Source organism: Robinsoniella sp. KNHs210 (assembly GCF_000686105.1).
GTDB classification, from domain to species: domain Bacteria; phylum Bacillota; class Clostridia; order Lachnospirales; family Lachnospiraceae; genus Robinsoniella; species Robinsoniella peoriensis.
Genome location: NZ_JMLZ01000002.1, coordinates 3,281,675 through 3,299,395, shown reverse-complemented (window position 1 = coordinate 3,299,395; position 17,721 = coordinate 3,281,675). Strand labels below are relative to the sequence as shown.

The 17,721-nt window shown below is 42.1% G+C and carries 12 protein-coding genes and 2 pseudogenes; 10 read left to right on the top strand and 4 right to left on the bottom strand.

The window, feature by feature from the left end; all coding sequences use genetic code 11:
• Positions 1-2 precede the first annotated feature (2 nt).
• A pseudogene (locus CD03_RS39590) lies at positions 3-200 on the bottom strand (DUF6783 domain-containing protein).
• On the opposite strand from CD03_RS39590, the pseudogene CD03_RS39585 reads away from it, so the two are divergent.
• The 5 genes and pseudogenes from CD03_RS39585 to CD03_RS39000 form a co-directional block, all read left to right on the top strand.
• Positions 138-272: pseudogene (locus CD03_RS39585) on the top strand (DUF6783 domain-containing protein); the annotation flags it as partial. The pseudogenes CD03_RS39590 and CD03_RS39585 overlap by 63 nt on opposite strands.
• Complete coding sequence (locus CD03_RS0121285) at positions 265-1,794, top strand: response regulator transcription factor (protein WP_027295364.1); 1,530 nt, start codon at positions 265-267, stop codon at positions 1,792-1,794. The pseudogene CD03_RS39585 and the gene CD03_RS0121285, both read left to right, overlap by 8 nt.
• Positions 1,795-1,802: 8 nt before the next feature.
• Complete coding sequence (locus tag CD03_RS0121280) at positions 1,803-3,602, top strand: sensor histidine kinase (protein WP_027295363.1); 1,800 nt, start codon at positions 1,803-1,805, stop codon at positions 3,600-3,602.
• Positions 3,603-3,616: 14 nt separating this feature from the next.
• A complete protein-coding gene (locus CD03_RS34305; protein ID WP_044289572.1) occupies positions 3,617-6,643 on the top strand; it encodes a glycoside hydrolase family 2 TIM barrel-domain containing protein in 3,027 nt (1,008 codons plus the stop codon).
• A 274-nt stretch (positions 6,644-6,917) separates the two neighbouring features.
• Entirely contained in the window at positions 6,918-7,049 is a 132-nt protein-coding gene (locus tag CD03_RS39000) for a hypothetical protein (protein ID WP_255348107.1), read from the top strand.
• Between the two features lie 574 nt (positions 7,050-7,623).
• On the opposite strand, the gene CD03_RS38995 is transcribed toward CD03_RS39000, so the two are convergent.
• On the bottom strand, positions 7,624-7,746 hold the full coding sequence (locus CD03_RS38995; RefSeq protein WP_255348096.1) for a hypothetical protein: 123 nt from the start codon (positions 7,744-7,746) through the stop codon (positions 7,624-7,626).
• 97 nt (positions 7,747-7,843) lie between these two features.
• Here CD03_RS38995 and CD03_RS0121260 point away from each other — a divergent pair, with 97 nt between their 5' ends.
• From CD03_RS0121260 to CD03_RS0121245, 4 genes are all read left to right on the top strand, one after another.
• Complete coding sequence (locus CD03_RS0121260) at positions 7,844-10,084, top strand: ATP-binding cassette domain-containing protein (RefSeq protein WP_027295362.1); 2,241 nt, start codon at positions 7,844-7,846, stop codon at positions 10,082-10,084.
• A 171-nt stretch (positions 10,085-10,255) separates the two neighbouring features.
• The gene (locus CD03_RS0121255; RefSeq protein ID WP_027295361.1) at positions 10,256-11,248 is read left to right on the top strand and encodes an NAD-dependent epimerase/dehydratase family protein; all 993 of its coding nucleotides are present in this window, start codon (positions 10,256-10,258) and stop codon (positions 11,246-11,248) included.
• Positions 11,249-11,566: 318 nt separating this feature from the next.
• Positions 11,567-13,402 (top strand): serine hydrolase, encoded by a 1,836-nt coding sequence (locus CD03_RS36325; RefSeq protein ID WP_052377904.1) that lies wholly within the window; start codon positions 11,567-11,569, stop codon positions 13,400-13,402.
• 2 nt (positions 13,403-13,404) lie between these two features.
• Positions 13,405-14,142 (top strand): tyrosine-type recombinase/integrase, encoded by a 738-nt coding sequence (locus tag CD03_RS0121245; protein WP_027295360.1) that lies wholly within the window; start codon positions 13,405-13,407, stop codon positions 14,140-14,142.
• Between the two features lie 127 nt (positions 14,143-14,269).
• Here CD03_RS0121245 and CD03_RS0121240 read toward each other — a convergent pair whose 3' ends face one another.
• A complete protein-coding gene (locus tag CD03_RS0121240; protein WP_027295359.1) occupies positions 14,270-15,223 on the bottom strand; it encodes a 3'-5' exonuclease in 954 nt (317 codons plus the stop codon).
• A gap of 366 nt (positions 15,224-15,589) precedes the next feature.
• On the opposite strand from CD03_RS0121240, the gene CD03_RS0121235 reads away from it, so the two are divergent.
• Positions 15,590-16,702: an ABC transporter ATP-binding protein gene (locus CD03_RS0121235; protein ID WP_027295358.1), complete on the top strand. Its 1,113-nt coding sequence runs from the start codon at positions 15,590-15,592 to the stop codon at positions 16,700-16,702.
• A 37-nt stretch (positions 16,703-16,739) separates the two neighbouring features.
• On the opposite strand, the gene CD03_RS0121230 is transcribed toward CD03_RS0121235, so the two are convergent.
• Positions 16,740-17,411: an MgtC/SapB family protein gene (locus CD03_RS0121230; RefSeq protein WP_027295357.1), complete on the bottom strand. Its 672-nt coding sequence runs from the start codon at positions 17,409-17,411 to the stop codon at positions 16,740-16,742.
• Between the last annotated feature and the right edge of the window lie 310 nt (positions 17,412-17,721).

Genomic DNA, 17,721 nt, shown 5'->3' with positions numbered 1-17,721 from the left:
TTTCAGGTTAAATATATTATACTAAAACTAAATAGTTTGTTTTTAATAAATATGATAGCGCCCTCCCTAGAGCGTGTTTGAAAATTCATTCCCGCCAGCTGCACGCCCCACTTTGCGGCATATTTGCCCCGGGTTCAGGTTACGTAGCCCGCTACGTGCCCTTCATCCGGTACAAATCTCCCACAAACTGTGACGCACAGCTGTCAGAAAGGAATATTAAAACACACTTTAGAGAGGGAGCTATCATTTACAGGGGGAAAGAGTGTGAATGATTATTGCAAAATCTTAATTATAGACGATGAATATATTATGCGTCAGGGTATTAAGCATATGCTGGATTGGGAAAGGCAGGGCTTTCAGATTGTGGGGGAAGCTGCAAATGGCAAAGAGGGACTGGAACTGCTGGCAAGTCTTCATCCACATATTGTATTATGTGATATTGTAATGCCGCAAATGGATGGGGTTGATTTTTCCAAGGTAGTACAAAAAATTTATCCTGAAATACAGATTATTATTTTAAGCAGCTATGATAACTTTAATTATGTAAAAGGAGCTCTGCAAAACGGGGCTGTGGATTATGTCCTGAAACCGACACTGAACCCACAGGAGTTGCTGGGGATTTTAAAGACAACCGCATTGCGGATCCCGGGTATGGTTCTTATGAAAGAAGATGGAATTAGTCTTGAGAAAAGCCTGGAAGGTTATCTTATGGGAAGGTCGAAGGAATTTGCCGGCCCGGAGATTGTAGAGCGTTTTCCTTATACCTTTTACCGGGTTTTTGGAATGTGTATCCGTAAGCGTAATATGAAAGAACAGGACATCTCTTCTATATTATACGAAAAAATAATGGATTACATGAAGGACTGCAAATGTGCTTATATTGCGGTGCTGCTTCGTGAGGAAATTCTCTGTGTGATACTTAATTTCAGGGCAGGGGACCGGGATGAGGTAGTAGAATTTATGGATAAGATGACCAGACAGATGATGGTTTTCCAAAGCCGGATCTATGGGGTTTTAAGCCAGGAATTTTCCACCCGTTCCATGATTAAGGAAGTCTATGAGGGGGTTATATTGCCGGAAATAGATAAAGCTTTCTATTATCAGGGTAAGAGTTTACGTATTATAGAAGAAAAAAAGGTGACAGGCCAGCAGCCTAAGTTTGACTTTAACTGGTTTTCTAAATATCTGGATGAAAAAAGATACCGGGAAGCCCTGGATCTACTGTATGTCTATGCGGGCGAAGGCATGAAGGCCTGTATGGAGGAATTCCGGTTTAAGAATCAGATTAAAAATATGATTTTCAGCCTGATTGATGCAATGGATATGAGCCGAAACAGAAAAGAAGAGCTGCGTTACCGTTATTTCAAACAGATAGACAATACGGTATATGTGGAGGAGTTTAGCAGTGCTTTAGAGGAGATCCGGCAGGAATTGGATCGGGAACTGGAAGAAGGAACCCAGGAAGACGATTACCGCATCCGGCAGATTCTGCAATATATAGCCCAGAACTATACTCAGGATCTGGACCTGGCGGAAATTGCAAAGGTATTTAATTTTAATTATTATTACCTGTCAGCTTATTTCAACCAGCATATGGAAGCGGGGTTCAGTGAATATGTCAACAGTATCCGGATCAAACAGTCATGCAGGCTTCTGCGGGAAAAAGACCTGAGTATATCCCAGGTAAGCAATGAAGTGGGGTATTCAGATCCAAGTTACTTCTGCAGGGTCTTTAAAAAAGTTACGGGTGATACACCGTCCACATGGCGGCGGAGCCACAGACAGGAGAGGTGAGATTCATAATGAAGAAACTGCATCTGAATAGTACGGTGGTTAAAATATTATGTACGGTGATTCTTGGCATTATTTTTGTTTCGTTTGCTGTATCGGCATTTGTCATTCATCTGTCTGAAAATATATTTATTGATACATATGGGAAGTCCCAGGAAAGAGTGTTCCAGCAGGTAGAAAAGGAGTTTAATGACTGCCATGAGACATTAATGAAGGTGGCATCCTCCATTGATTCCAGCTGGGCGTTCCGCCTGTATTTTGACGATAAGCAGATGGATAAAAAAACCGAGTTTCAAACGGTGTATCAGATGCAGAGAGACTTGAAACAGGCACTTAGTTCTGATTTATCTGATGTAAGCGTTATGGTTATCGGAATAACCGGGAAAAGTTATATCAACCAGCAGGAAAACATTACCACACCGGTTAATGAGATACTGGAAAATAATCTGTCAAAACGGTCGCTGGATAATCCCAAGACCATACAGTATCAGTATTTTGATGAAGGGCTTACATCTACCTCAAAGGACGGACAGGCGTTGATTGGGGCAAAGGCCCTTACATATCTGGAGAGCAGCAGACCCTATGCAATTGTTTATTTCACCATGAGGGAGCGGGATGTGAAGGACTATTACGATTACTTTACCGGTGATACCACGGACTTCTATTTGGTAGATGACAAACACAGAGTAGTTTCTTCCAACAGAAATGAATCTATAGGCAGTGTCCTGGATAAGGAATGGGTCACAGATCAGGATGAGCAATATCTGCGCCGCAATTTTAAGGAAAATAATAAAGTATATACCATATTAAAGACGCGTATGCCTTATTTTGGCTTTTCTATATACGGAATAATTGATAATGCGAAAGCGCTTGATAACCAGTATAATATTCCCCAGATGGCGCTGATCTGCCTTGGCATTGCATGTGTTGTGCTTATATTTATCACCATTATCACCAGACAGATCACCCGTCCCTTATCCATTATGGCAGGAAAAATGTCTGAGATAAGAAAAGGTGATTTTGGGCAGTATATGGAAATAAAGGGAACAGAAGAGATTAGGGAGCTGGCGACCACATACAATTTTATGCTGGACGATCTGAAACGGTATATTGATGAATTAATGCGGACCCAGGAAGAAAAGCGGCGTTCAGAGATAAAGGCATTGCAGATGCAGATTAATCCCCATTATATTTATAACACCCTTGCAAGTATAAAATGGCTGATCTGGCAGGGAGATGCAGGGAAATCTTCCCAGACCATTGATGCATTTATTAAACTTCTCAGAAATACAATCAGCGATACCAGTGAATGTATAACCATCGAACAGGAGATTGAAAATCTGAAAAACTATGTACTGATTAACCAGACCCGGTATGGGGAACAGGTTCAGGTAGATTATGATGTCTCGGACGAATGCATGAATTGCATGATTCCCAAAATGTTATTGCAGCCATTCATTGAAAATGCATTTTTCCATGCATTTCCATCAGGAAGAAAGGGCAATATAAAGGTCTGCATCCGGAAAATGGAAAGGGATATGAATATTGAAATTGTGGATGATGGGATCGGTATGAAAAAAAGCCGGGTCCTGAGTCTTTCCAGCGGACATGACAAATCCGAGCATTTTTCCGGCATAGGAATTAATAATGTAGATGACCGTTTAAAACTTCTATATGGTGCAGATTACGGTTTAAATATTCTCAGTGAGGAAAAAGAAGGAACCACTGTGATTATCAGACTGCCGATACAAAATGATGAAATAAATGATCAGACACACTCTAATACAAAAAGAAAATTATTTATAGAATAGAGGAGGATATGGCAATGAAAGCAGAATTAGCATGGTTGGGTGACCCGGAGGTGTTTCAGGTTAACCGTCAGCCGGCGCACTCAGATCATATATTTAAAGTAAAAGGAGAAAGTACGCGTATTTCTCTGAATGGAACCTGGAAATTTTGTTATGCTGAAAATCCATCCGGGCGTCCCGTTGAGTTTTATCAGATGGATTATGACTGTTCCGGTTTTGATGATATTCAGGTACCGGGTCATATACAGCTTCAGGGTTACGACCGCTGCCAGTATATTAACACCATGTATCCCTGGGATGGACAGGAGTTCTTACGCCCGCCTCACATTTCCCAGAGTTATAACCCAACCGGTTCTTATGTAAAAGAGTTTCATGTAGATGAAATGCCGGAGGGCCGCATGTATCTGTCCTTCCAGGGAGTTGAGACGGCTTTTTATCTCTGGGTTAATGGTGAATTTATCGGATATAGCGAAGATACGTTTACACCATCCGAATTTGACATAACGGATGTGGTTTCTGCCGGAGTAAATAAACTTGCAGTCGAGGTCTATAAACGCAGCAGTGCCAGCTGGATAGAAGATCAGGATTTCTGGAGATTTTCCGGGATTTTCCGGGATGTATATCTCTATACCACGCCGAAGCTTCATGTAAGGGATATGTTTGCAAACGGCGAGTTAATAAATGGGTATCAGGATGGAAAACTGAATATCCGCCTGGCGGTGCAGGGGGATGAAACGGGCTATATAAGAGCATTCCTGAAGAAAACAGATGACGTGGTGTGGTATGAGGAAATCAGTAAAGAAGCCCAGATACTGGAAATAGAAGCTGAAATCCCTTCCGTACAGCCATGGAGTGCAGAAATTCCAAACCTCTATACCCTCTATCTGGAAGTTTACGACCAAAAGGATCATCTGATTGAGTCCCTGACGCAAAATGTTGGATTCCGTAATTTTGAGATGATCGATGGAATCATGTGCATTAATGGAAAAAGAATTATTTTCAAGGGAATAAACAGGCATGAATTTAATCCCAGACGGGGAAGAAGTATCACTGAGGAGGATATGCTCTGGGATATCCGGTTTATGAAGCAGCATAATATAAATGCAGTGCGTACCTGCCACTATCCGGAGCAGAGCAGGTGGTACGAGCTGTGTGACGAATACGGCATTTATTTAATTGACGAAATGAACCTTGAGAGTCATGGTTCCTGGCAGAAGATGGGAGCCTGTGAACCGTCCTGGAATGTTCCTGCATCCCGCCCTGAATGGATGGGCTGCGTTATGGACCGGGCAATATCTATGCTGGAAAGAGATAAAAATCATCCATCAGTTGTAATCTGGTCCTGTGGAAATGAATCTTATGCAGGAGACGTCCTGGCATCTGTCAGTGAATATTTTCATAAGGCAGATCCATCCAGACTGGTACATTATGAAGGCGTCTTCTGGAACCGGGAATACGATTATATCAGCGACATGGAAAGCCGCATGTATGCCAAACCGGCAGAAATTGAAGTATATCTTAAGTCCAATCCTTCCAAGCCCTATATCAGCTGTGAATATATGCACGCTATGGGCAATTCTCTGGGCGGCATGGAGTTGTATACGGAGCTGGAAGAAAAATATCCCGGTTATCAGGGTGGGTTTATATGGGATTACATGGATCAGGCAATATATCAGACACTGGATAACGGGAAGGAAGTTCTGGCATATGGAGGGGATTTTGATGAAAGAGCTACCGATTACTGCTTCTGTACCAATGGCATTGTTTTTGCGGACCGCGTTCCATCACCTAAGGCCCAGGAAGTAAAATTCCTGTATTCGGATGTAAAAATTCATGTTTGTAATGGAGTGGTAACGATTGACAACCAGTGCCTGTTTCAGAATACTGCCCCCTACAGATTCTGCTTTACGCTGGAAAAAGAAGGGGAGTGTATTGCAAGATCAGAACATCTGATTAATGTAGAACCGGGGCAAAAGACAAGCCTTCCTTTTGGACATGAGGTTTTAAAACAGCCAGGGGAATACTGCTGTACGGTTTCTATGGTACTGGGACAGGATACGCTCTGGGAAAGCGCCGGATATGAAGTGGCCTTTGGACAGGAAATTATTAAAGTGCAAAGCCATGGAGCTAAACAGCACCCTGGGAAAATATTTGAGGTGATTCATGGAGATGTAAATATAGGAGTCCGCACAGAACACTGTTTTGCCATGTTCTCAAAACAGGAGGGCGGAATTATTTCCCTGGTATATGGCGAGAAGGAATATATTACCCGAGTGCCGAAACTATCTTACTGGAGGGCGACTACAGATAATGACCGGGGAATGAAGACAGAGGCGCTATTAAGCCAGTGGCAGGCTGCAAGTCTGGGGCAGAGATATTTAAGTGATAAGTTTGAAATGGAAGAAAGTGAAGACAAGGTAACTTTTACATTTCTTTATGAAGCCGGAAGTATACCGAAATTTACATCCAGTGTAATATATACCATGTATGCAGACGGGACACTTGAGGTTGCGGTATCTTATCCCGGCGCAGAACAAATGCCATATATTCCGCTATTTGGAATGGACTTTAAGTTAAAAAGCAGGCTAAACCAGGTTACGTATTACGGTAAGGGTCCAATGGAAAATTATTGGGATCGAAAGGCAGGAGCAAAAAAGGGTGTCTACAAAACGACGCCTGAACAGAATCTGACTCCGTATCTGATCCCTCAGGAGTGCGGGAACCGTACCGAAGTGGGATGGATAAAAGTAACAGATGCCCAGAATGAAGGCATTGAATTCGCAGCGTTGGAAGGTGACTTTGAGTGCAGTGTTCTGCCATACAGTGCATATGAACTGGAGAATGCCATGCATTTATACGAACTTCCTGCCGTAAATTATACGTGGGTGAGAATGATAGCAAAACAGATGGGAGTAGGCGGAGATGACAGCTGGGGGGCGCCGATTCATGATGAATATCTGATTGATGCAAAAGAGCCGCTTACTTTAAGGTTTGCTGTTAGAGGAGTTTCTAATGACTGTGGTTTGGGGAAAAGGGATGAATGATTTTAAAAACTGAAAACTGATAATAAAAAGGCTGATATTCTGAGAGTTAATGGATTATCAGTCTTTTTTGTATGGATCAATGCCCGGATATACAGTTGAAAGTGAAATATTTCAGGAAGCCTTTAATATTAGCATTTTCATTCATAAAATTTAGCAAAAACCATCATGAATGTCTGGACGGATTTGTTACCATAAGTTAGTACCACGATAACTAGTACTGTAGTGAACAATTTCAGGTTGAATTTGGGTTTTGCTGAGTAATGACGCTTTGTAGATGTGGGAGTGTACGGAAAGAGAAGGGGACGGACCAGGACATTGGTTTGGAAGGCTTACCGCAGAACTGGCATTTTCTAACCTTCCCGAAGCACTTTTTGGCGGCACGCGGGCATTCGCTCCGAAATCCTGATGCATTTCGCAGCTCACTGCCCGCTTAGTATCCGATGGGAGCCAATCGAATACTATCCGCCAAAAAGCACTCCGGGAAGGTAAGTAAATGCTCAGCTCTGCTATACGCCTTCCAAACCAATGTCCTGGTCCGCCCCCTTCTCTTTCCGAGATAGCATTCGTTGATACAAAGCTGGTTTTCTCAGCGTGGTGGGACCCTGGGGTTGTGGCATGCCGGACGCGATTGGTGTAAGCTATGATGTCAAGCAACTGATCTTGAGAACGGGATTTGTTTTTCTTTCTGTGATCAGAAAAAGAAGTAGACTTTCATCTTCTTTTACGCATAAACAGCCGAAACATACTGCGCTACATACAATAAAGAACAGCCAGCCACCCCCCAGGGTTCCAACCTGCTGAGAAAACCAGCTTTGTATCAACAAATGCTATCTCGGAAAGATGGGTGTGGGAAACTGGCATGGGCGGAGGAAGCGTAGAGCAGAGCTGAGTATTTACTTACCTATCCGGAGTGTTTTTTGGCGGATAGTATTCGACTGGCTCCCATCGGATACTAAGCGGGCAGTGAGCTGCGAAATGCATCAGGATTTCGGAGCGAATGCCCGCGTGCCGCCAAAAAGCGCTTCGGAAAGGTTAGAAAATACCAGTTCTGCGGCCAGCTGACGGAGCCCATGCCAGTTTCCCACACCCATCTTTCCGTACACTACCTATCATCTACAAAGCGTCCTTAATCAGCTAAACCCCAAGAAAATAAACCTGCAGGGATTACCCAATACTGTACTAACATAAAGGAGTAAATATATGAATGATATTGTAATTCGGGGTCTTTCAGAAAATAATTTAAAGCATGTTTCACTTAAGATTCCAAAAGAGAAAATTGTAGTGTTTACCGGTGTTTCCGGTTCCGGTAAATCCAGCATTGTGTTTGATACAATCGCCGCAGAGTCCAGCCGGCAGATGAATGCCACCTATCCATCCTTTGTGCGTTCCAGACTTCCGAAGTATAAGAAACCATATGTAGAAATCATTGATAATTTAACCCCGTCTGTGGTGGTAGATCAATCTCCGTTGGGAGGAAATGCCAGGTCAACGGTGGGCACTATCAGTGATCTCTACTCCGGTCTGCGGCTGCTGTTTTCCAGAATCGGCAGTCCTTATGTGGGGACGGCTTCCTATTTTTCATTTAACGACCCAAACGGGATGTGTAAAACCTGTTCCGGTCTTGGAAAAGTTACAACTATAGACATGGAAGCAATTATAGATAAAGAAAAATCCTGGAAGGAAGGGTGCGTAAAGGACTCTGCTTATAAGCCCGGTTCCTGGTATTGGAAGCAATATGCAGAATCAGGGCTGTTTGACCTGGAGAAGCCAGTGAAGGACTATTCTGCAGGGGAATACAATCTGCTTCTATACGGTTCCCGAGATGGTAAAGGCAAACTGGAAAATTCCAAAGTAACAGGTTTGTTCCGGAAATATACCAGTACTCTTTTAAATCGTGACATCAGTGATAAGAGCAAGCATACACGGGATAAATCAAAGCATCTGATTACAGAAATGGAATGCAGCGACTGTCATGGAAAACGGCTGAATCAGGGGGCGCTGAATTGTAAGATTAACGGATATTCTATTGCAGATATGTCTGATATGGAGCTTACCCAGCTGCGGGAGGTACTTGCTAAGATAAACGATAAGAATGTGGATATGCTGGTGCAGACACTGATTAAGGGGCTGGACAGAATGATTGATATTGGTCTGCCTTACCTGCATCTCAACCGTGAATCACCAACCTTGTCCGGAGGTGAGGCCCAGAGGCTGAAATTAGTCCGATATATGGGCAGCAGTTTGACAGGAATGACTTATATTTTTGATGAACCCAGCACCGGTATGCATCCAAGGGACGTCTACAGAATGAACAGTCTGCTCAGACAACTTCGTGATAAGGGAAATACAGTGCTTGTGGTAGAACATGATAAGGATGTAATTTCCATAGCAGATTATGTGATCGATGTGGGGCCGCGGGCGGGGCAAAACGGTGGAGAAATAGTCTTTATGGGCACCTATCCGGAACTGCTTCAGGCGGATACGTTAACGGGTAAGGCAATGCTGGCAGCCCTCCCAGTGAAAGAGCATTCACGGCATCAGTCTGGCAGTCTGCCTGTACGAAATGCAAATCTGCATAATCTTAAAAATGTAAATGTGGATATTCCTCTGGGTATTATGACCGTTGTTACCGGCGTTGCGGGTTCAGGAAAAAGCACTCTCATCTCCAAGGTATTTGCCAAACAGTATGAAAATGACATCGTTATGATCGATCAGGGGCCAATTACTGCCACCAACCGGTCCATGCCTGCAACTTACCTTGGTTTTTTTGATGAGATACGAAAACTACTGGCAAGGGAGAACAGCAAAGAAGAGGGACTGTTTAGTTTTAACTCATTGGGAGCCTGCCCGGTATGTTCCGGAAAAGGAGTAGTGGTAACGGAACTTGCTTTTATGGACCCCATCGTCACGGAATGCGAAGCATGTTCGGGAACACGGTACAATGCAGAAGCGGCCGGATGCTTATACAAAGGAAAAAATATTGTTGAACTTCTGGCTCTGACTGCTTCTGCGGCATTGGAAGTGTTTGAAGATACCAGGATTGTACGGTGCTTAAAGGTCATGCAGCAGGTAGGGTTTTCCTACCTTACTTTGGGGCAGCCGCTCAGTACCTTGTCCGGCGGGGAGCGCCAGAGAATCAAGCTGGCAAAGAATCTTGGAAAAAAGGGCAGTATCATTGTAATGGATGAGCCGACTACCGGGTTACATTCCTCAGATGTTGAAAGTCTGATGAAATTGTTTGATACGATCGTATCCAGGGGAAATACACTGATTGTTATTGAGCATAATTTAGATGTTGTCAAACAGGCGGACTGGGTTATAGACATCGGTCCGGACGGCGGAAAAAACGGCGGTGAGGTAGTATTCCAGGGAACGCCCCTGGAAATGGTTCAGCGCGGAAAAACACTTACGGCAGATAGTCTGCGCGGATCTTGTTCCTAATAAAAGCAGCTGCATAAAAATATATCCGGCTTTTTGAACAGATTGCATCAAATCTGTTCAAAAAGAAGCCACTCCACATAAATCTGCATATTGTTTTACCCAACCTAATTTCATATAATACAGTTAAGAAAGTAAATCAACAGTGTGTTCAATAATCGGAAGGTGATCAATATGAAGAAAATATATATCGTAACAGGGGCAAACGGACATCTGGGAAGTACGATTATGAGATTCTTAAAGCGGCGCAACGAAGAGGCAAGAGGGCTTATTCTGCCTTGTGAGTCTGGAACGGACAGTTCAAAAATCCACTTTATCAAGGGCGACGTGCGGGACAGAGAGAGTCTGGAGCAGTTATTCGCCGGAATTAAAAACAGAGAAATTGTAGTGATCCATACTGCCGGAATTATAGATATATCAGAGAAAGTATCGGAACGGATGTATGATGTTAATGTAAACGGAACGAAGAATATCATTGAACTTTGTAAGGAATTTTCAGTAAAACGTCTGGTATATGTCAGCAGCGTACATGCCATACCGGAAAAGAAATCAAGGGTTTTAAAAGAGGTATCCCAATTCTCTGCTGAATTGGTGGAGGGCGGCTATGCCAAAACAAAAGCAGAGGCGACCCGGGCGGTGCTGGAGGCAGCTAAGGAAGGACTGGATGCAGTTGTCGTACACCCTTCCGGAATTCTGGGACCCTACGATGTGTCCGGAAACCACCTGGTTCAGCTGGTAACGGATTATATTCACGGCAAACTACCCGCATGTGTCCGGGGAGGCTATGATTTCGTGGATGTCCGTGATGTGGCAAAGGGATGCCTGATGGCAGCAGAAAAAGGAAAAAAGGGTGAGTGCTATATTTTATCCAACCGCCATTATGAGGTCAGTGATGTACTAAAAATGGTGAAAGAAGTGAAAGGCGGCAGGAATCTTCCGGAATTACCCATGTGGGTCGCAAAAGCTGCAGCCCCGGTGCTGGGGCTTTATGCAAAATGCAGGAAAGAAAGACCGCTTTATACGAAATATTCCCTTTATACCCTAAACAGCAATGATAAATTCTCTCATGACAAAGCAACCAGAGAACTAAACTACCACCCACGTGATCTGTATGTTACAATAAAGGATACGATCCGGTGGGTATGCAGTAAAAAGAAGAACGCATAATGCTATCCGGTTAAGGGAAGAACAGGCGCTGACCCTGGAAGAGGAGCAGCTGAAATCGAATGCACCGCTGAACTATAAAACAATACATACAATTATAAATAAGTGACTATTGAAGGTCGGTTGTAGGCAAAAAATTCTTAAGAAATTAATATTTTCTTGATGTTAAGATTGCCATAATACAGCCGACCTTGTATAATATTATTGGATAGAAATATCCACGATACATCTTGCCTTTACAGGACAAATCGTTTATAATATGTGATATATAACCACAAAAAGATAGCAGCATGTGAAACTGAAACATGGGAGAGTACATAGATGAAGAAGGGGATTCGTTATTTAACGATAGTGTTGCTTGTATCTTTGCTGGCCAGCGGTATACCTATTCATCTGGTATCCGCCACTGAAATAGACAATTCTGGGGAGAATGGAAATTCAGCAGGTGATACAGGGAGCAATAAAAATACAGAAGATTATAATGATGGGAACGGCTCAGAATCGTCAGAGGATACAACGGAAACGATTCCGAAGTCGTACTATTTACCTATAGAATCAAATAATGTAGAGGGATGGCCAAAGGGCGATGCCATTGAAGCAGATGCAGCTGTTGTCATGGACGCTTCTACGGGAACATTTCTCTACAGTAAGAATATGACTGCCAAAGAATATCCCGCCAGTATTACAAAAATTATGACCACATTACTGGCATTGGAACATGGCAATCTGGATGACGTGATAACATTTTCCGAAAATGCAGTCTACAGCATCGAACCGGGAAGTACCCACCTTGGGATCAAAGCGGGAGAACAATTGACACTGCGTCAGGCGCTCTATGGAATTATGCTGGCATCGGCAAATGAGATATCCAATGGAGTGGCAGAGCATATTGCAGGATCTGTTGAGAACTTCGCTCAGATGATGAATGATAAGGCGGCTGAGCTGGGATGTGTAAACACACACTTTGTAAATCCACATGGTCTGCATGACGAGAACCATTATACCTGTGCAAGGGATATGGCGCTGATTATGCAGGCGGCACTTAAGAACAAAATGTTCTGCAAGATCATTGATACCGTTGAGTATTCTTATCCCAAAACAAATATAACGGATGAAGAACGTTACTTCATGAACCATCATAAAATGCTGTATGAGGACGGTTACTGTTATACAGGCTGTCTGGGCGGAAAGACAGGTTTTACGGATGATGCACTGAATACCCTTGTTACTTACGTAAAGCGGGGGAAGGATAAGCTGATCAGTGTTATACTGAGGACGAATGGGGCTGAAAAAGCGTATCAGGAATCAAAGCAGATACTGGATTATGCATTTAACAATTTCACCAAAGAAAAATTTGATTTAAGCCGTGAAAGAGAAAGTGCGGCACAGCTTTTGGGAATCAATTACGTGGGAAAAGCCATTATCAACGAGGATCAGAGCCTTAATAAGCCTGCATTCCAGGTTTCAAAAAGCACCAGCCTGAATCTGCCAAATGGAGCAGATACCAGACAGGTTACCAGAAAATATGATTTTAAAGCAAAGACGCTGGAATTTTTTTATCACGGATGGCCGGTAGGGAAAACCAGGATAAAGGTAGAGCCGGTATTCGTAAAGGAAGAAAAAGGACCTCAGTACAGGACGGAGACGGAAAAGCCGGAATCTCAGTCCGGTCTGGAGGAAAGCGGACAGGCAGCAGATGGAAACACAGACAGGAAGGCGGCTAATATGCTTGACAGGATCAGTCATGTTTTTATATCCACATGGCAGAAATTGGATATATTTATTAAGGATAATACGGTAGAATCGGCTGTGATCGGTGGTATTTTATTAATTATTTTTGTACCGCTTTTAGTAATTGCCATTACCCGTAATCATCGCTATAAAAAAATTCTAAAAGAAAGAATGAAAGAAGATGAGATCAGAAAGCAGTTAGAAGAAGAGATTCAAAGAAAGACACCTCAGGAAATTGAAGCAGAATTAAGGGCAGAGCAGGAAGCCGAATGGCGTTCTGAACAGAGGGCAGAAGAACGAAGGATTGCAGCTGAGAAAGCAGCCAGGGAGCTGGATGCGGCAGAGCGGCTGTTAGAAGAACAGAGGTCACAGGGAGAGACAGGTAATATGGTTGACACTGGAACGCATTTGAAAGAGGAGGAATAAATATGAACTGGGTATCACCAATTAAAGACGACGAGACATTAGAGAAATTTAAAAAAGCATTACGTGAGGTAGATGATAAGTATTATATTTTGTTTGAAATAGGGGTAGGAACAGGTATGCAGCTTCAGGAGATTCTGAAGTTTAAAAATAAAGATATTCGGGATAAGGACAGCATAGAAGCTTCTATTGGTACAAAAAATATAGTGAGAACATTTAATATACCTGCGGATCTTAAGAAAATCATTCATGATTTTACGGAAGGGAAAGATCCGGAAAACTATCTGATTCAGGGACATGCCAGTTCTTCAGCACCTTTATCCAGGGAACAGGCTTACCGGGTATTTAAAAGCGTAGGAAGAAATATGGGCTTAAATTCTATTGGAGCCCAGACAATGAGAAAGACGTTTGCCTGGAGGTATTATAAGGCAACTAATGATATTTACTATCTGCAGAACCTTTTAAACCATGCTTCCCCATCTATTACTTACCGGTATATCGGTGAAAAACCGAATGTAGAAGTAGTCTTAAAAAAGATGACGCCGGAAGAAAATGAAAGAAGCCGTTACATCTTATACAAGGACGGAAGCGGTAAGAAGAGAATCCAGGAAATCCAGGAAATGTTCGCATATATTGAGAGAGAATTAGATAATCCCACAAACAATGATGCATTCTACGGAAGGGTAGATTGTTTATTGGTTGAGGTTGAAGATTTGATCGATAACTTTAAGAATACTAAATAATCAGCCCAAAGGCATAAAAAAACAGGTTCTGGCTATCAATGGTCGGAACCTGTTTTGCTGTGCAGTACTGCACGCGTATTACATAGCTGTGCAATTACCTGTCTGAAATGCATTGCATTAGAACTTTTTAGTAAATACCATGCCTTTTCAGACGCTTTTTTTTGCGCAGCTGTTCCTGTTTTTCTTTTATTGTCTGCGCTTCTTCTTCATCCACCAGTTTTAACGTTTTTACACAGAAAAACCGGTCATCTTCCGTACGTTTCATCCGTATCTTGCCCTTTATCAGACCATGTTCTTCACAGGATGCAAGGCAGTAGTAATTTTTAGTGCCGTTTGAAAACCAACGCACTTTTTTTCTTGCGGCTTTGCCGCAGATATAGCACTTGGTTGCAGTCACTTTCCGGTCTTTCATGGCATCGGTTTTACTTGCAAAGTCTTTGGAGATAAATTTACAGTAAGTCGGATATACAGCATATATCTCTTCCTTGCGGGAACTTGGATGGATGTAACAGTCTATGGAGTAATTAGTCTGTATATCCTCTTCCGTAAGATGCTTCATGACCGCAGCAGTGTAATAGGCATCAGCCAGAGCGCGGTGAAATCCAGCCCTTTTGTTTAATTTGAGAAAATCCACTGCATATTCCAGATTCCTGCGGGTTTTACGGTCCTCGTATACAATGCTGAATATCTTCTGGATATCATAGTACCGCAGAGGATATGGAAGTGTATTTTCCACATTGTGAAAGCGCATATTCCGCTGCAGTTCTACCAGATCACTGGAGCCCCAGATACAGTAGCATGCATCATTCCCGCACCAGTCAAAAAAACTATGTATGACTTCTGGAAATGTGCGTGCATTCTCAAACTCCTCCATTTCCATCTGCAGTATTTCCTTTGTTTTAAAATGAAAGGAATGGTAAACGGTTGGCTTTATAATTTCATGAAAACGTCCGATCTCTTCTTTTTCTTTTGTAAGCTTTACTGCTCCGATTTCGATAATCTCGAAGGGAAGTGCCTTGTTTTCGCGGTCTTTTCCTTTGGGACACTGGTTCCATTCGAGGTCAAATATTATATAATCCATATCATCACCCATCTGTCTGTTATTGGAACGCAGTGACAAAAAAAGCTGTTTCTGCGCCAGACAATTCAATAAAAATAGTGAAAGCTATCTTCTTTCACGCGGTTACATATAGGTAGTATACACAAAGTAAATAAAAAACACAAGGACTTCGTCAAGTTGTATATGAAATTGAAACTACTTTATGCAATTTGTCCTAAAAAAGTTTTGATCAAATTGTGCGTAAGCAGATTTTACAAGGGTAACATAAAATCTTTGTTCAATTATGGTATGGCGGGAAATAGGCTTCTTTAGTATACTGTCAACATAGTTAAGACAGTAAAAAACAATACTCGCGGGGCGAGCGTAAATTTTTAGGAGGATGAAAAAATGGCAAGTTTATCATTACAGCATATTAACAAAGCATATCCAAACGGATTTGAGGCGGTAAAAGATTTTAACTTAGAGATTGAAGATAAAGAATTTATCATCTTTGTAGGACCTTCAGGATGTGGTAAATCTACTACACTCCGTATGATCGCAGGTCTGGAAGAGATTACAGGCGGTACATTAAAAATTGGCGATAAAGTTGTAAATGACGTTGAGCCTAAGGACAGAGATATTGCGATGGTATTCCAGAACTACGCTCTGTACCCACATATGACAGTTTATGATAACATGGCTTTTGGTCTTAAATTAAGAAAAGTTCCAAAAGATCAGATTGACAAAATGGTTAAAGAAGCAGCTAGAATCCTTGACCTTGAAAAATTATTAGACCGTAAACCAAAGGCTTTATCCGGTGGACAGAGACAGCGTGTTGCTATGGGACGTGCTATTGTTCGTGATCCTAAGGTATTCCTTATGGATGAGCCACTTTCAAACCTGGATGCTAAACTGAGAGTTCAGATGCGTATCGAGATCTCTAAGATTCATCAGAGACTGGGCGCTACAATCATCTACGTAACACATGACCAGACAGAGGCTATGACACTTGGTACCAGAATCGTTGTTATGAAAGACGGTATTGTACAGCAGGTTGATACACCTCAGAACTTATATAACTGCCCACAGAACTTATTCGTTGCTGGATTTATCGGATCTCCTCAGATGAACTTTGCAGATGCAACTGTTAACGTAAAAGGTAACGAAGTTGTTCTTAGAGTTGGTGATTTTGATATCAAACTGCCACCTGCAAAAGCTAAGAAGCTGATCGATGGCGGATATGCTGGAAAGACAGTTGTAATGGGTATTCGTCCGGAAGACGTACATGATTCCCAGATGTTCATCGAATCTTCACCGGAAACTGTTGTTGAATCTACAATCAGAGTTTACGAATTACTCGGTGCTGAAGTATTCTTATACTTCGATGTTGAAGGATTCCCAATGACAGCTCGTGTTGATCCTCGTACAACAGCAAGAACAGGCGATAAAGTTAGATTTGCTTTAGATGCCGAAAAGATTCAGGTATTTGATAAAGAAACAGAACTTACAATTACAAACTAATTAAAATATTAAGGGGGATTGCGCAGGCAATCCCCCTTTAAATATCTATTGAAGTTATCTCCGGTGTTTCCTTCAACAGCGTAACCACATCATTAATGTCATAAGATTCCGGAAATCGTACATAAAGTTTTATTTCTAGCTGGTGATTGTCTATCCGGGTTGCCCTAATATTGGATATAACAATCTTCTTAGAGGTAAATGCAGTTTCTAAAATCGTATTTATATCTTTGTCTTCTTCAACCTGAACAGTGATCTGTTCTGTCTTGGGAGCTTTTCTGAACTTCATCTTGTGAAATGCGAATTGCATAATCAGAATAAAAAGCGTCGCGGCAATACCGATTACATACATCCCGGCGCCAAATGCCATTCCGATTCCCACCACCCCCCAGATTCCGGCTGCGGTAGTCAGTCCGCTTACATTCATCTTTCTGGTAAAGATAACGCTTGCTCCTAAAAATCCAATAGCCGTCACAATACCTGCGGCAATACGGGAAGGATCCAGATTAATATTATCGGTGACCAGAACATCATAAAATCCATATTTTGAAATAATCATCATCAGGGCAGAAGTGAGAGACACTATGATATGTGTCCGGATACCTGCCACTTTCAGATGGTTCTCACGTTCATAACCAATGGCTGCACCGCAGAGTGCGGCACCCAGCATTCTTAACAGGTAAGATGACTGCAATAACAGGAATGCTTTCAATACAGACGCCTCCTTTCCATCATGTCACATTTTTAGTTACCTTATTATATGTCAATTAAATAAAAAAATCAAACTTACAATTAAAATAAATTTCTAGCCAAAATAGAAGATTCTAATTCAAGTAATGACCTGTAATATAACTATAATAGTTCAAATTTGCCGAAATAGTGATAAAAGCAGTGCCTGGATTTTTTAATTTATTGGGATTTTGTGAATTCTTCATTGAGGGTGTTTGCAGGACAAAATTAAAAAAATGCAATTTTCTAAAAAAAGTACTACTTTAAATAAAAAAGCGATAAAAAATGAAAAT

Coding starts and splice junctions, on each gene's coding strand:
- CD03_RS39000 (WP_255348107.1), top strand. CDS start 6,918: ATGTGGGAGTGTACGGAAAGAGAAGGGGACGGACCAGGACATTGGTTT.
- CD03_RS0121245 (WP_027295360.1), top strand. CDS start 13,405: ATGAACTGGGTATCACCAATTAAAGACGACGAGACATTAGAGAAATTT.
- CD03_RS0121260 (WP_027295362.1), top strand. CDS start 7,844: ATGAATGATATTGTAATTCGGGGTCTTTCAGAAAATAATTTAAAGCAT.
- CD03_RS36325 (WP_052377904.1), top strand. CDS start 11,567: ATGAAGAAGGGGATTCGTTATTTAACGATAGTGTTGCTTGTATCTTTG.
- CD03_RS0121235 (WP_027295358.1), top strand. CDS start 15,590: ATGGCAAGTTTATCATTACAGCATATTAACAAAGCATATCCAAACGGA.
- CD03_RS34305 (WP_044289572.1), top strand. CDS start 3,617: ATGAAAGCAGAATTAGCATGGTTGGGTGACCCGGAGGTGTTTCAGGTT.
- CD03_RS0121280 (WP_027295363.1), top strand. CDS start 1,803: ATGAAGAAACTGCATCTGAATAGTACGGTGGTTAAAATATTATGTACG.
- CD03_RS0121255 (WP_027295361.1), top strand. CDS start 10,256: ATGAAGAAAATATATATCGTAACAGGGGCAAACGGACATCTGGGAAGT.
- CD03_RS0121240 (WP_027295359.1), bottom strand. CDS start 15,223: ATGGATTATATAATATTTGACCTCGAATGGAACCAGTGTCCCAAAGGA.